This is a genomic window from Alkalihalobacterium sp. APHAB7 (genome assembly GCF_048323755.1).
Classification (GTDB): domain Bacteria; phylum Bacillota; class Bacilli; order Bacillales; family Bacillaceae_F; genus Alkalihalobacterium.
The window spans coordinates 17,835-32,611 of sequence record NZ_JBLWFS010000014.1 but is presented as its reverse complement, the minus strand read 5'-3'; the positions used below and the strand labels follow the sequence as shown (position 1 = coordinate 32,611).

Genomic DNA, 14,777 nt, shown 5'->3' with positions numbered 1-14,777 from the left:
CGTCATGATACAGTTCACTGAGGTTAATAAGCAATATGGCGATCGCATCGCCTTGAGAGGTATCAATTTACATATAGAAGACGGCGTTTGTTTTGGCTTAATTGGTCCGAATGGGGCGGGTAAGTCCACGTTAATGAAAATCTTATGTAACATTCTTGGAGATTATAAGGGGGAAGTGTCTATTTTCGGGCAAACGCTGCAAAAAGATAATATTGAGATTAAGAGACGAATTGGTTATGTCCCACAGGATCTTGTTTTAGAAGAGAAGTTAACAGGGTTAGATAATTTATCTTTTTTTGGTCGTATTTATGGACTGACAGGCAAGCCATTAAAAGATCGAATGGATGAAGTCCTACAAAAAGTTGGCCTATTGGATCGAAAAAAAGATGCGGTTTCTTCTTATTCAGGTGGAATGAAACGACGCTTAAATATAGCGTGTGCCTTGCTCCATGAACCAGATATCATTATTTTAGATGAGCCGACAGTCGGTGTTGATCCGCAATCGAGAAATCATATTTTTGATATCATTACCGATTTAAAAAAAGAAGGAAAGACCGTCTTGTATTCTAGTCATTACATGGAAGAAGTCGAAAATTTATGTGATCAGATTGCTCTTATTGATCAAGGCGAAATCGTTGAAAGTGGTTCCATCCGAGAATTATTAGTGAAATACTCCACACCATCGATCTTTATCCAAGGAATCGGTGTGGAAAAAGAAGATTTAGTTGCTTTTGGTTCCGTCAATGATGTGAAAGACGGCTTCAAGATTAACACATCGGAACCGCTTCAAATGCTTGAACAAATCGCTGATCTCTTTTTAACAAAAGATGTACAAATTGAACGGCTTGAAATTACTAGACCTAGTTTAGAAGATATCTTTTTATCTCTAACCGGTTCATCGTTAAGGGATTGAGGGGAGAATACATATGATCTGGAATATTATTAAAATGGAATTTAAAAAACAACTAAAGGATAAAAGCTTCTTTTTCTGGTTACTCGGTATGCCGATCCTCTTTATCGTGTTATTCTCATTTATTTTCGGAAACATTGATAGCATAACGTTTAATGTTCATTACGTCGATGAAGACCGCACGGAAATGTCGGAGCAATTTCTAACGATAATTGAAGAAGCTGATGTATTTGAACTTCATGAAGAGTCGAACGTCGAACTAGCCGTTGAAGAGATTAGGAGCGGCAATATTACAACACTCGTCTATATACCGGAAGGCTTTGAAGAACGGATGTATGCAGGGGAAACCAATTTTATTGAATTTCACTATGACTCCTTGAAACAGGATAGCGTGAACCCAGTACATAACTTGGTTGAAAATATCTCCTACTCATTCCAACAACAGAAAATTGAACAAGTACTAGTGGATCACGTTGAAAATGATATGCAGCGAGCGGCACTGCTCGAACAACCGTTTTCAATCCATGCACAAGAACAGCAATCGGAAGGCGTTAATGCAATTACCCAAATCGTTCCTGGCTATGCGGTCATGTTTAGCTTTTTCATTATCATTTCAATGGTCAATTCATTTTTAAAAGATAAAGATCATGGTATGCTCGCGCGTTTAGCGACAACACCAATGAACAAATACGAGTATTTACTAGGAAAGTGGTTCACGTTTATTATTATCGTATTTATCCAGATTTGGGCACTTCTTGGATTTGGGTATTTCGTCTATGACTTGTATTTAGGGAATTTGCTGGCGATCGCAGCATTATCATTTGCCTTAACCTTAACAACAACAGGAATTGGGCTGGCCATCTCTTTAATTTCAAGCACTGAAAACTTCGGTATTATCGTCACACAAGTTCTAGCCTTAGGTGGAGCCATGCTTGGTGGACTATGGGTGCCGCTCGAACTAATGCCTGACTTCATGCAGACAATGGCACTATTCGTCCCGCAATATTGGGCACAAAGCGGTTTCCAAGACATCATGCTCAGAGAAGCAGGTGTTACAGATATTTATGTATCCATTCTCGTTTTGCTAGGAGTAGCCGTGGTTGGATTGTTATTTGCCGCGAAGTATTATAATAGGTACTTAAAAGGAGCAAAAAGTTAAAAACGTCCCTTGCTTACCATCACTAAAGAAGCTCATTCGACAGGCATCACAGCCTGTAAGAATGAGCTTCTTTTATATTGAAAAACTACTAAACCAATTGATTAAAACGCCCCTGAACCGCCGCCGCCTCCACCAGCACCACTTCCAGAACTAGTTGACCCGCTACTAGAGGTAGAACTTGTGCTTGAACTTGTCGTATGACTTGCTGTTGTAAAGTTTGTCACGGCTACTGATCCAATAGATGTCATCGTTATCCAGTCGTCAGTTTGATCATGATGACTGGAAGGACGATTTTTAAATGCGGTTACTAATTCATCATTCTTATTGCGTAACGATTTTTCATGAATACCTAATCCGTAGATGTAAGCCCGCATGCGTTCATCTTCTGACCAACTTTGCCAATCGGACTGCGTTAAATGTTTATAGTTCACTCGAAATTGTTTCCATTCATACACAATCTTTGCTCCTTCGTACGTTTTTGGTCGATACGCAAGAGCATAAAGAAGCGTTGTACAAAAAAGAGAAAGTGAAACGATAAACGCAAGTACCAAGTCATAGACTGGAAATAGAATAAGGAATGGGAACAAAATCAGGCTTGAAAAACCAACCCATATTCGATAACTCTTTTTATTTTCATAAAAATCGTGTGTTTGAATTTCTTCCTTTACTGCTTTTTGCCAATTCGTTAAATCCGTATGGTAACGATCATGATTTTTTTCATTTTTCGTATAGCTTTTTAAATCACTAAAGCGAAAATGACCGTCTTTTCCAACGGTATAGAATAACCAGTTGATAAGCAGTCTTTCGTGGTGTAGTGTACCTTCACGATGTACGACCTCAAAATGATCATCAGCCACTTTTGTTACATAACCTTGGCGAACTAAATCAAGTAAGGCAGATGCCAGCGCTTGGGGGGAGAAATGATTATAACTAGTAAAAAGGATAGTTGCCGGCAGACTCATGACCTGTTCAGGTAAAGCATTAAGAACCTTCATTTCACGTCGGATTGCTGAATGTTTAGCTCTTACTTCTAGCATACTTTTTACAATTAAAAAGATCAGGATGAACGCAAAAGCGGGAAGAGCAATTCGTGCGATAGAAGAGAGGGTTTCTCCTGTTTTTATTTTCGACTCCGCTGTGGCCAATAAGTTTTCCTGTTCGTTCAATAATTGATCTTTGATAGGTTCCGTTGAAGCTACCCGTGCATCACTAAATAATTCCGCATTGTATCCGATACGAATATCCCCATTTGTTCTTCTTGGAACGGCTCCAAAGTTATAGACAACGGAACCATCGGGCTGGATGATCTCTTTCGAAAAAGCTTCATCATAACCGAACGCAATCACATCTCGTGTAGGAGAAGGAGGATAGACGGTTACTTTGAAATGGCCATATCTTGTTTCATTTTCTTGACTGAAAAAAGGCCAATAAAACTGAGCATAATCTTCATATACTTTCACCCCATCCTGAATCGTATAGTGAAGTTGGACCGTAATCGTCTCATTATTTCCTTTACGATGAATGTTATAATATTCGCCTTCACGTTCTACAATTAGTGGTACTCCTTGTTCTAACGCTGAAAAATTCGTAATGTCAGTGTCTTCTTGTGAAATAAGTAATATTCACTATCAAAAGCATAGGTAAACGTTTCTTTCACTTCAACGTTTCCATTGCTTTGCAGGTGAGCTTTGATTTCAACATTAGGTATCGTAAACTCAACGGCTAAACTTTGCATCGAAAATAAGAATAGTAGTGCAATGATTAGTAAGATTGCTAGATTCATTTTTTTCAAATTCTTCACCTTCTTTCTTTACGTATTACGAATGAACTAGCGAAATGGTTTCAAATCATTTTTAGTGAACGGTGATCGAACTTCAGGCGACTACTCTATTGACAAGGAAAGAGAATGTATGATAAATTTATCTCGAATTAAAGATAATTTAAATCAAGATATTATTAGGTAAATAATTATTAGAAAAACAATAGGGAACATCTTAAGAAAAGTAGCAAATATAAAATATAGATTATAAATGGGAGGACCATCTAATGAATAACTTAAAAGGATTACACCACGTAACGGCGATTACGAGCAGCGCTGAGAAAAATTATGAGTTTTTCACGTATGTATTAGGCATGCGATTAGTGAAAAAGACAGTAAACCAAGATGATATTCAAACATATCATTTATTTTTTGCCGATGATAAAGGAAGTGCCGGTACGGACATGACGTTCTTTGATTTTCCAGGCATCCCAAAAGGGTCACACGGGACAGATGAAATTTTTAAAACATCGTTCCGCGTTCCAACCGATGCAGCATTAGATTATTGGGTAAAACGTTTTGATCGCTTAGAAGTAAAGCATACAGGTATTCAAGAACAGTTCGGGAAAAAGACATTGTCGTTTGTTGATTTTGATGATCAACAATATCAATTGATTTCTGATGAATTCAACAAAGGTGTTGCATCGGGTACGCCGTGGCAAAAAGGCCCAATCCCGCTAGACTATGCGATTACTGGCCTAGGCCCATTATTTATTCGTGTAGCTCATTTTGACTTTTTTAAGGAAATGCTTGAGAAAGTATTGCTGTTTAAGGAAATTGACCAAGATGGTTCCGTTCATTTATTCGAAGTGGGTGAGGGAGGCAACGGGGCACAAGTGATTGTGGAACATAATACCGTTCTTCCACAAGCGAGACAAGGATTTGGAACGGTACACCACGCAGCTTTTCGTGTTGACGATCGTTCGGAATTAGAGGGATGGGATCAACGCCTCCGTAGTTTTGGCTTTCAAACGTCCGGTTTCGTCGACCGTTTTTTCTTCGGATCATTGTATTCAAGAGTTGCACCGCAAATTTTATTTGAATTTGCGACAGATGGACCTGGTTTTATGGGCGATGAGCCGTATGAAACACTCGGTGAAAAACTATCTTTACCGCCATTTTTAGAGCCGAAGCGGGAAGAAATTGAAAGATACGTGCGCCCAATTGACACCGTTCGCAGTACAAAGGAATTTGTGAAAGAATAACATAGCATTCAGAATCCGTAAACTGGACTCAGTTGAAATCATCCCTACATTCAGGTGTAGTGATACTCTCTTAGCAGTGCCGACACATTTTAGACAATAAAATCACCAAATCGGACAATAAAAATAAAAAACGGACAATAAAACCCTGGTTTCCGACAATAAAATTTCAAATCGGACAATAAAACAAGAATTCGGATAATAAACCAAAAAAAATAGCCCCAGGCAGCTCCAACCAAAAGAAAAGCGTGTTCATCGAGGTCGATGAATACGCTTTTCTCTAGTAAAACTAATAATTTACCGCTCTAACAACTATTTAATAATTAACTCCTAACAAACTATTCTTTAATCTTATCAAAAAGCTCAACTAAATCATCTCGCAAAAGGATTTTCGGAACAGGGTACAGCGGGTTGGCTTCTTTTAGTGCCCGTTCCACCATTAATGGAATATCGCTATCGACAATCCCACTCACTTTTTCAGGAATATTCATGTCTGCGTTCAGCTGCTGGATGGCTGCGATAAATTTCTTTGCCTTTTGTTCTTCAGTATCTCTTTCGTTCGTCAGCTCAATTAAATCAGCTAACTCAGCCAGTGGTTTGTGCACTGCACTACCATAGTATTCGAGGACGTGTGGCAAAATAATCGCATTAGCAAGTCCATGAGGCACCGAGTAAAATCCACCAAGAGTGTGTGCAATCGCATGGACATATCCGATGTAGGCGCGGGTGAACGCAACACCCGCTAAATAAGAAGCTTTCTGCATATGGCTTCGGGCAGTGATATTCGTACCGTTGGTATACGCCTCATATAAATGTTCAAATATTAACTTTACAGCTTCTTTACTGCATTGTATCGTCTCAGTTGTGTTGCTTCGACCGATGTACGCTTCAACGGCATGGGTGAGAGCGTCCATACCGGTCATTGCCGTAATAGAAGGAGGAAGTTTAACCGTGAGCAATGGGTCGAGTACAGCAACATCAGGGATGAGAACACTATCATTAATTGGGTACTTTTCATGAGTTTTGCTGTTTGAAATGACCGCTGCGACCGTTGCTTCACTTCCTGTTCCAGCAGTAGTAGGGACCGCAAACAGAGGCGGGATCTCTTTTTTAACTTTTAATACACCGCGCATTTGTTCGAGACTTTTATCAGGTCTAGCGACACGAGCACCGATCGCTTTCGCACAGTCCATCGGCGAACCGCCCCCAAAAGCAATTAGACCATCACATGCATGAGCATGATACATCTCAAGTGCTTCTTCGATGTTTTCAATCGTTGGGTTTGGGACCGTTTTATCATAAATGACGTAGTTAACGCCATAATCTCTTAAACCTACTAGTAATTCATTCATTAAGCCAAGTGACATAATTCCTTGATCCGTGACAATTAACACATGGCGAATCTCTTGATCTCGTATCATTTTTGGCAGTTTCCTTAAACTGTTTTCACCTTCTAGTAACTCTGGTTTCCGCCAAGGTAGAACAAGCGAAATGATTTTAAACATACTTTGATAGGCTCTGCAATATAGTCGGTACATCACATGACCTCACTTTATTAGTAGTATAGGGGTCGCTTCTACCTTCAATTACAAGCAGGTAAGGCAGTTCGACTAATCTATTAGATCTTTATGTATAAAACTCCCCGAGAAGAACTAAGGACTCGTTAAACCTACCTGTCAATCTATAACATTCTTTTTAAACACATAACTGACTTTATCATAATTCATCTTCTCTTCATAGAAACGATGAGCGTCCGTTCGTTGTAACCCAGAGGATAAGGCGACACTTTCAAAGCCGTTGGTTTTTGCCCATTCCTCAACATAAGCAAGCAGTTTTTCACCATACCCTTTTGATCGTTTATTCTGGTCTGTTACTAAGTCACAAACCCAGAGGAAGCGGCCGTAATATAAAGTGATCATCGGCATAAAACCAATCACCGCAACCACTTCACCCTCATCATATAGACCCGCTAATTTATATTTTTCTTTCTTAGTAGCTTCAGAAACCAATTCAACATAGGTCTCTTGATCAAGATGAGAGCGTAACTGACTCATCACAGGGAAAGCTTCGATCCATTCCGTTTCATTTGATAATTCTTTAATTTGTATTGAATTCAATTCACTCATACTTTCATCCATCCTCCCAATATTCAGTTAGCTATGATTATAGGCATCATACCACTTTCTTGGGAGATTATGTTAAAATATAAAGCTAGATCATGCGAATTTTTTTTAGAGAGCTGTTTAAAATAGTGTTGATTTACGTCCAACAACCCTATGATCGAAAACAGATTTGATAGAAGAGGGGATAAAGTACAATCCATACGTGAGAGGAAAGATAAAAGATGTTCACAACCATTGATTATCTAAAACACGGGAACGAAAGACAACAAAAGGCGTATCACGCGATTACCCATTTACGTGTTATGAAAGATTTAGCTGATTATCAGCCTGTCCTATGTGGAACTATTCCTATTGAAATTGACGTTGAAAGCTCAGATTTAGATCTTATTTTTGAAGTTCATGACTTCACTCGCTTTCAAGAAAAGGTGGTCGCTTTATACGGACAGATGCAGGACTTTAAAATAAGTCAATATCAGATCAGGAACAGACCAATTATAAAATCTAATTTTACATATGAAGGCTTTGAATTTGAGTTATTCGGTCAAGCCCAGCCGGTCGACGAGCAAAACGCTTATCGACATATGATGATTGAACATCATATATTGAACGAGCACCCGTATCTAAAACAGTCTATTATCACGCTAAAAAAACAAGGGTACAAAACCGAACCCGCCTTTTGTAAGGTGCTTGGTCTAGAAGGCGAAGATCCTTATTCGTTGCTATTAAAATACGGGGAGGAAAGAGGGATTATTTAATTGGAACGCCCCTTATTTTTTTAGAATTGAAGTAATGGGAAAGTGGTTAATTTTCTAACTTTCAGGGAAAACTAATCCCATTCATTTAAACGGTAAAAAGTCTAAAACCATAATAGGTCATAGACTATCATTAAAATCATTTGCATTTAAAGTTGTGGCGGAGAAGGAGGGATTTGAACCCCCATATACCTAGACGATATTCAACACATACTTCTCCATTGGCTCCACAGGTAGGACTCGAACCTACGACCGATCGGTTAACAGCCGATTGCTCTACCACTGAGCTACTGTGGAATAACGACAGGTACGTTTTTAATCACATGAAAATCATGACCTGTTGCGTCTAATGATAGTATTGGCAAATGGTCCTTTTTTATGCATTTGAATAAAAAAAACACCTCAACACCGATGGAGGAGGTGCAAGTACTTTTTAGAACCAACACAACTAGCATGAACTATCGCTTTTTTTGAGGAGTATTTTTTTCTCGGTCACTGTACTCAGGATACATTTGATTATCATCATTCGTTTTTACTGTTGCGTCTTTGTTTCCTTTATTATTTTTCATTGCCAGTACCTCCTTTTCCTATTTTAAATTTCAATGTTTATTTTTCAATCTAACCCGCACATTTATCCTAGGGGTTACTTTCCATTCCGGTGCCATATTTTTATTTACAAAAAAAGTATCTGTTTTATTTTTTTTAATGACAAATACTAAAGAAGGCACCTTAAAATGGTCCAAACCTAGCCTCAACCCCTTAGGCGCTATATCCGTACGGACAGGAGTGGAAGTATGTCAGCTAAGGAAAAAAGGAAAACTGTATTTAGAGATAATCAAGACTTGGTCGAAGGCGAAAACGTAAGTGAAGATAATATTAGAGATCGCGATAACTTAGGCCCGTTAAATTCTGAAGAAATTAGATTTGAACATGCAGACGATATTTATGATATTAACCGCGATTGAGTATGTTACTTTGAGCAAAAGGCAATAGAAAAAAATTGTGTTTAGAACTATAGAAGTGAAGTGGAAAAGTAACTAATAGTAAGGAACCAGTCGAATAAGACTTATACCTTTAAAGGAGGTCCTCGTCCTATGGTCAATCTAGATTTCGATAAGTTCAATAAAGTACAAAAAAAGCATGAAGCACACTATTTAGCTGGTGGAGCTAAAAATAAACCTGCTTCCGGAAACTTTCATTCAACTGACCTGAATAGAAGTAAGCCGCCATCTGTTGGAGCAGAGGGAAGAGATGTCTAACTTATTAAAAGAACGCCAAACCGTGTGAAAGCTTATAAAGAAAATGTCTTACTGTGATCAGTAGGACGTTTTTTAGTTTGACTTAGACTGGTATTAGAATGTAACTAAACAAAAAGGGTGTTTTTATGACTATTGCAGATGTTTTTGCGCGAGATGGGCTGTTTAATAGACCAGGCTGCCACAATTAGTCACAAATCAGAGCTGTTAGTTAGTGGTTCCTCCTAAATTCTTCCTCTATCGCTCACCTTTCCGTGCTTTTGGTTCACTCATTCTCCTAATTTTTCCCTCTACCGCTCACGATTCAACGCTTTTCGTTCACACATTCTCCTAATTTTTTCCTCTACCACTCACCATTCACTGCTTTTGGTTCACTCATTCTCCTAATTTTTCCCTCTATCGCTCACGATTCAACGCTTTTCGTTCACGCATTCTCCTAATTTTTTCCTCTACCGCTCACCATTCAGCACTTTTAGTTACTAATTTTCCCTATTTTTTCCTCTAACGTGTACCAATTCTCACTAATCGTCACCAATTTTCGTAATGTTCCTCTCATTGATCCGATTCCTCTCACTACTAAACCGCACCAACGCACCAAAATGAAACTACCAATATATACTAGTCTAATTCTCTCAACCTTAAAAAATAGTTTGTCGATAAAACAAATAGATGGTAGTTTTGCAAATTTTATAAAACAGAAGGGGAACAAACGTATGAAAAGAAAAGTCATCTCTATGCTCATCATCATTTTATTAACGTTTAGCTCATTTCAATGGTTAGTAGAAGCAAACAACGGGAACGGTCGAGGCAACCAGAAGTCAACAACGGAAGAACCCGTCCAATCTGTGGAAACGGTTGAGACCGAATCAATCGAAGTACAATCCACTAACAATGGTAGAGGAAATGGACGAGGCAACAACAAACACTCCGAACCAGTGACAGAACCAACACCTGAACCTATCGTAGAAGAGCCGACTCCTGAGCCAATAGTTGAAGATCCAACACCTGAACCAACTCCAATCGATGGAGATATGGATACGATCACACATGTTGTGCAGTCAGGTGATACACTTTGGATATTATCCGTACAATACCATACAACTATTGATACAATCAAAACACTCAATAACTTAACATCAGATATGTTATTCGTTGGTCAAGTATTATTAGTACCAGCACCTAAAATATCCGAACCAATCGTAGAACCCATTACTGATAACAGAACATTAATGAACCTAGGGTATTATACGAAATACTGGCATACAGATATGACATCATACAATTCGTTAACGAGTTTTCATTCTTATTTAAATACAATTGCCGTTACTTCCTATGATGTGACCGCTAGAGGAACAATTGAAGGTTTTGATGCTAGTGAAGCGGTAACATTTGCTAAAGAGAATGGTGTAGCACCCTTTGTAACAATTCAAAATAAATTTGATCCAGCTATGACTCATACGATTCTTTCAAGCGTGGCGCTTCGAACAACGACAATTCAAAATATGTTAGAGCTAGTGCAAACGAAAGGATACGATGGGATAAATTTAAACTTTGAAAATATGTATGCGTCAGACCGTGCCCTTTTTAACGAGTTTGTTAGAGAACTTGTTGATATTTTTCATGCACAAAACTATCCAGTTATCGTTTCTGTTCCAGCTAAAACAGGAGATTTTCCAACATGGGCGTGGAGCGGAACATTTGAGTATCGTACCATCGGAGAGCTTGCTGATTATGTTCAAGTCATGACGTATGACCAACACGGTTCATGGGGAGCGCCAGGACCAGTCGCAGGATTGAATTGGGTGGAAAACGTACTCAAGTATGCCACTAGTGAAATACCAGCTGAAAAGATCCTGATCGGTTTACCTGCTTATGCCTACGATTGGAATTTAGATCAACCATCAAGTAACCGAGCGATCACTTGGAGAAATGTGAAGAACCTTTTAGCTACAACAAATGCGACAGTACAATGGGACAATCAAGCCCAATCACCATTTTTCCACTATACTGATGCGAATGGCCATAAACATACTGTTTGGTTTGAAAATGAAAAAAGTATTACGTTAAAGACCGAATTAGTTCATAAATATCAATTAGGTGGAGTGTCTACTTGGAGAATGGGTCAAGAAGATGAAAACTTCTGGAAAGCTGTTCAAAAAGGGCTTAACCACTAATCGAATCAAGGGCTTGTCTACTAAAAATAGACAAGCCTTTTTAATTAAGACTATGTTACATTTAGGGTTTACAAGCACGATAATTTTGTTACTAGAAAAACCAACATTTTAGCACGATCTTTACCAAAACCCTCATAACAATACAGGCTTGTACGTTTGTTCATATTGTGTTCATATTACAATCGTAATCTAGAAATTGTAGCCACTTAAGCTTGGACACTCAAACACTAGATTATTATAATAAACATAATATATAAATAGTTCGGAAAACAGAACCATATTATGATTTACGGATCGAGGGGTGGTGAATTACATTTTCTATTGGATTAGAATAAGCTTTTTTCTATCGATGATCACCATTGGTTTAATAGCTTTTCAAAGAACTGATATTTTTAATTTAATCATACAAGCTGATTTTGAAGCTATGCAATTGCTATTGAACGAAAATATAACATTACTTCTAATCGTTACACTCGTTTTAATGATTATCCAAAATGCGTTTACAATCATTCCCCTCATCTTATTAATTTCTTTTAATATGGTGTTGTTTGGATTTTTTTACGGTGTGATTTGGAGCTGGCTAACGAGTGTCTTTGCTGCAGGAGTGATATTTCTAGGGGCGCGTTATATTTTTCAACATCGTCTAGTCGATAAATTGAACACGAATTTTAAAGATAAAATAGAAAGTAATGGGCTATTGTATGTTTTTATCGGAAGAGTGTTTCCATTTGTTCCAACCAGCTTAGTAAATATCGCTTCTGGAGTAAGCTCTATTCACTTAAAACACTTTTTAGTCGCTACAGCTTGTGGGAACCTCATCTACTTTTTTCTACTAGGACTTCTTCCGATGAGTTTAATGAAATTAGGGCTGAATTATTACACGATTGGTCTGCTTCTTTTGGTCATCATTGTTGCGTTTAATATTTATACGTTTTTTATCAAAAAGAATAAGAGCACCTGGACAATCAAATCCTTGTCTAGGTAATACGTTTATACTGAAGCTGAAAACCACCTCATAAGTCGTAATTGTTCCCTACGTCCTTGAGGTGGTTTTCTTATGATATGGGTTACATTTATTGGGTGGAACTGTTATGTCGTTGAAATTTTTGCATTGTTGATCTTTCTGATGCTCGCTATAATGAGTCGGCACAGTAAAAATTTAATAAAGAGCGAACCAAATGAGTGATACCAAGTCCAACCTTTTCTCCACGTAATTAAATCTGAGTACTTTTCAACAACCGTTTCAATTATCGTTTGTGGAATGATGAAAGGAAATAGTTTTAGTATGATGCCGAGTGGGCGGCTATTCAATGTCCACTGATTATAATAAAGCAGCAGCAGTGGATAATGTATAAAATCAAAAGGAAAGTGAATCGCAAATTTCTTCTTAAAAGGCCTTACTTTATATTTCAGATAACCATTTGAAACAAGAAGACGATCTGCAAAGGCATTACCAATACAACCAACGAGAAAAACAATGATCCAATCTTTAAAAGAGCGCTTTACAATCGCAAACGGTAATAATGATAATGAGACTAAGGTAATGATTGAAAGAAGTGTACGCTCTTGTTTTCTGTTCATTACTGACACCTCCAACTTCTTATACTAATAAGGTTGGTTAGATTGGATGAAGTTATACATGTCTTGTCACCGTTGCCATAATAGGAGTTTTATCTTTTTTTTAATCATTTATGGCATTTCGCTGTTGTTTTGTTAAAATAAACATGTATTATTAGAAATTTTTACATAATAACAATTTGAAAAGGGTGTTTTCATGGATTTTTTACAAACAAAACAATTAATACAAGAAAGAAGAAGTATTCGTAAATTTCAGGACAAGCCTGTAGACAAACAAGATATTGTAGATATTATCGATTGCGCAAGGTACGCACCGTCCGATACAAATTCACAAACATGGGAGTTTGTCGTTGTGACGAATAAAGAAAAAATTAAAGAAATTGAAGATATGACTTGGGCTGCCCTTCATGAAAAAGCAGAACAAGCGAAAGAAAAAGGGTTAGAGAAACCAGCGAAACTTCTCGTTCGTTCTTTCGGGCCGTACGCGACAGCGTTTTCGGAAGCACCAGTTCTTATCGTTTGTTTAGCGACGCCATATGAGTCGAAATTCAAAGATAAGATTTTTGATCCAATTGGCTTTGTCGAAGAGGACGTTTGGACCGAAGAAGGAATTAAAAGTAGCTGTCTAGCGGCGCAGAACTTAATGTTAGCTGCTCACGCGAAAGGTTTAGGTACTTGTCCGATGACGGGTCCCGTTTTATTAGCACAAGACAGGCTCCGCGACTATTTGAAAATTGAAGGCCACAAAGAAATTAACATGGTCATTTCATTAGGTCATCCGAAAGACCAACCAAAGACGATGCCAAGAAAACCGGTTGAGGAAATCTTAACGATTGTGGAGTAAGCAAGGTACATACATATTATTTTAAATGGAGGAGTTGTTGCGGCAGCTCCTTTTCCTTTTTTCATACAATGATGGATTGATAAAAATGGACGAATCTATATTGAGAGACCGAACTTCATTTAATGACCGATTAAATTATCGCATTTTACGTTATAATTTTGTAATAGTTTGTAATGTTATTGAAAAGTAGAGCATTTCCACTTCTTACATTAAGATTTTGATAAAATTAATATAATGAATTGAGCGGGATGATAGTATGAGGTGGGGGAACTATGCCTTTCAAAAAGAAACCATATCTTTCTTTTTTTATTTCTTCAGTTGCTTTGTTGGGTGCAGGCTTTACATTTGCGGCTCTTCTCCTGACATCAGATGAAGTCAATGAATCCAGGTCACTTTACTTATTTGAAGACCCCAATGGACCATTAATGATTCCACAGGATCTCCACACATGGAGTGATGAAGAATTGGATAGATATTTTTCAATGACAGAAAGAAGAGAAAATCTACGTAAAAATGTTCAAAACGATTTCGTCAGAACGCATGATTTAACTCTTGACCATTATGAATTTCTTCCTAACGAGATATTATTTAATGGGGAAGGTTCTTATCATGATTTGGCTAGCGTATTAAGCCGGATCATTTCAACTCAATCATACGGTGATATTATTCCATACGCCTACTATAATGACACCAACCAGCGTGTACTTATATTCGATAAAAAAGCGAACGGAGACAATATACTTCACATTCGAAAATACAACGGAGAACACTGGGAGTTTGTTAATCGAAGAAGAACGTCTGGTGTTAAAATGGTCGATAAACACTGGGAAAATGTCATCATTGAAAACGTTCAAAAAAGATAGTCTACTGGCTATCTTTTTTATTGTCGTTAAGATCCGTTTCTGCAACTAATATGGCGCGCCTCACAAAATTTTCACTTTTAAATTTTATACCAATGGG

Annotated in this window: 15 protein-coding genes and 2 tRNA genes; 10 read left to right on the top strand and 7 right to left on the bottom strand. The window is 37.8% G+C overall.

Annotation, left to right across the window (positions count from 1 at the left end):
* The first annotated feature begins 4 nt into the window (after positions 1 to 4).
* Positions 5 to 913, top strand: coding sequence for an ATP-binding cassette domain-containing protein (locus tag ACNSTQ_RS14300; RefSeq protein WP_418200489.1), 909 nt, complete (start codon positions 5 to 7; stop codon positions 911 to 913).
* Between the two features lie 13 nt (positions 914 to 926).
* Positions 927 to 2,069, top strand: a complete 1,143-nt coding sequence (locus ACNSTQ_RS14295; protein ID WP_418200488.1) for an ABC transporter permease — start codon at positions 927 to 929, stop codon at positions 2,067 to 2,069.
* A gap of 101 nt (positions 2,070 to 2,170) precedes the next feature.
* Here ACNSTQ_RS14295 and ACNSTQ_RS14290 read toward each other — a convergent pair whose 3' ends face one another.
* Both ACNSTQ_RS14290 and ACNSTQ_RS14285 read right to left on the bottom strand, forming a co-directional pair.
* Complete coding sequence (locus tag ACNSTQ_RS14290; protein ID WP_418200556.1) at positions 2,171 to 3,622, bottom strand: DUF2207 family protein; 1,452 nt, start codon at positions 3,620 to 3,622, stop codon at positions 2,171 to 2,173.
* A gap of 17 nt (positions 3,623 to 3,639) precedes the next feature.
* Positions 3,640 to 3,861, bottom strand: a complete 222-nt coding sequence (locus tag ACNSTQ_RS14285) for a hypothetical protein (protein WP_418200487.1) — start codon at positions 3,859 to 3,861, stop codon at positions 3,640 to 3,642.
* A gap of 254 nt (positions 3,862 to 4,115) precedes the next feature.
* Here ACNSTQ_RS14285 and ACNSTQ_RS14280 point away from each other — a divergent pair, with 254 nt between their 5' ends.
* On the top strand, positions 4,116 to 5,093 hold the full coding sequence (locus tag ACNSTQ_RS14280) for a ring-cleaving dioxygenase (RefSeq protein ID WP_418200486.1): 978 nt from the start codon (positions 4,116 to 4,118) through the stop codon (positions 5,091 to 5,093).
* A 335-nt stretch (positions 5,094 to 5,428) separates the two neighbouring features.
* Here ACNSTQ_RS14280 and ACNSTQ_RS14275 read toward each other — a convergent pair whose 3' ends face one another.
* Entirely contained in the window at positions 5,429 to 6,628 is a 1,200-nt protein-coding gene (locus ACNSTQ_RS14275) for an iron-containing alcohol dehydrogenase (protein WP_418200485.1), read from the bottom strand.
* Between the two features lie 138 nt (positions 6,629 to 6,766).
* The gene (locus ACNSTQ_RS14270; protein ID WP_418200484.1) at positions 6,767 to 7,216 is read right to left on the bottom strand and encodes a GNAT family N-acetyltransferase; all 450 of its coding nucleotides are present in this window, start codon (positions 7,214 to 7,216) and stop codon (positions 6,767 to 6,769) included.
* 218 nt (positions 7,217 to 7,434) lie between these two features.
* Here ACNSTQ_RS14270 and ACNSTQ_RS14265 point away from each other — a divergent pair, with 218 nt between their 5' ends.
* Positions 7,435 to 7,968, top strand: a complete 534-nt coding sequence (locus ACNSTQ_RS14265; RefSeq protein ID WP_418200483.1) for a DUF4269 domain-containing protein — start codon at positions 7,435 to 7,437, stop codon at positions 7,966 to 7,968.
* 155 nt (positions 7,969 to 8,123) lie between these two features.
* On the opposite strand, the gene ACNSTQ_RS14260 is transcribed toward ACNSTQ_RS14265, so the two are convergent.
* Positions 8,124 to 8,185 (bottom strand) — tRNA-OTHER (locus ACNSTQ_RS14260).
* 2 nt (positions 8,186 to 8,187) lie between these two features.
* A tRNA-Asn gene (locus tag ACNSTQ_RS14255) sits at positions 8,188 to 8,262 on the bottom strand.
* A gap of 497 nt (positions 8,263 to 8,759) precedes the next feature.
* Here ACNSTQ_RS14255 and ACNSTQ_RS14250 point away from each other — a divergent pair.
* The 4 genes from ACNSTQ_RS14250 to ACNSTQ_RS14235 all read left to right on the top strand — a co-directional run bounded on the left by ACNSTQ_RS14250 (position 8,760) and on the right by ACNSTQ_RS14235 (position 12,380).
* Positions 8,760 to 8,930: a hypothetical protein gene (locus ACNSTQ_RS14250; protein WP_418200482.1), complete on the top strand. Its 171-nt coding sequence runs from the start codon at positions 8,760 to 8,762 to the stop codon at positions 8,928 to 8,930.
* A 129-nt stretch (positions 8,931 to 9,059) separates the two neighbouring features.
* A complete protein-coding gene (locus tag ACNSTQ_RS14245) occupies positions 9,060 to 9,224 on the top strand; it encodes a hypothetical protein (protein ID WP_418200481.1) in 165 nt (54 codons plus the stop codon).
* 710 nt (positions 9,225 to 9,934) lie between these two features.
* Positions 9,935 to 11,395 carry a glycosyl hydrolase family 18 protein gene (locus ACNSTQ_RS14240; RefSeq protein ID WP_418200480.1) on the top strand — a complete coding sequence of 487 codons (1,461 nt, stop codon included), beginning with the start codon at positions 9,935 to 9,937 and terminating at the stop codon, positions 11,393 to 11,395.
* Positions 11,396 to 11,699: 304 nt separating this feature from the next.
* Positions 11,700 to 12,380 carry a TVP38/TMEM64 family protein gene (locus tag ACNSTQ_RS14235; protein ID WP_418200479.1) on the top strand — a complete coding sequence of 227 codons (681 nt, stop codon included), beginning with the start codon at positions 11,700 to 11,702 and terminating at the stop codon, positions 12,378 to 12,380.
* Between the two features lie 104 nt (positions 12,381 to 12,484).
* Here ACNSTQ_RS14235 and ACNSTQ_RS14230 read toward each other — a convergent pair whose 3' ends face one another.
* Complete coding sequence (locus ACNSTQ_RS14230; RefSeq protein WP_418200478.1) at positions 12,485 to 12,976, bottom strand: CBO0543 family protein; 492 nt, start codon at positions 12,974 to 12,976, stop codon at positions 12,485 to 12,487.
* 193 nt (positions 12,977 to 13,169) lie between these two features.
* Between ACNSTQ_RS14230 and ACNSTQ_RS14225 the strand changes: the two genes are divergently transcribed.
* A complete protein-coding gene (locus ACNSTQ_RS14225) occupies positions 13,170 to 13,817 on the top strand; it encodes a nitroreductase family protein (RefSeq protein WP_418200477.1) in 648 nt (215 codons plus the stop codon).
* 272 nt (positions 13,818 to 14,089) lie between these two features.
* The gene (locus ACNSTQ_RS14220) at positions 14,090 to 14,680 is read left to right on the top strand and encodes a hypothetical protein (protein ID WP_418200476.1); all 591 of its coding nucleotides are present in this window, start codon (positions 14,090 to 14,092) and stop codon (positions 14,678 to 14,680) included.
* The last annotated feature ends 97 nt before the right edge of the window (positions 14,681 to 14,777 follow it).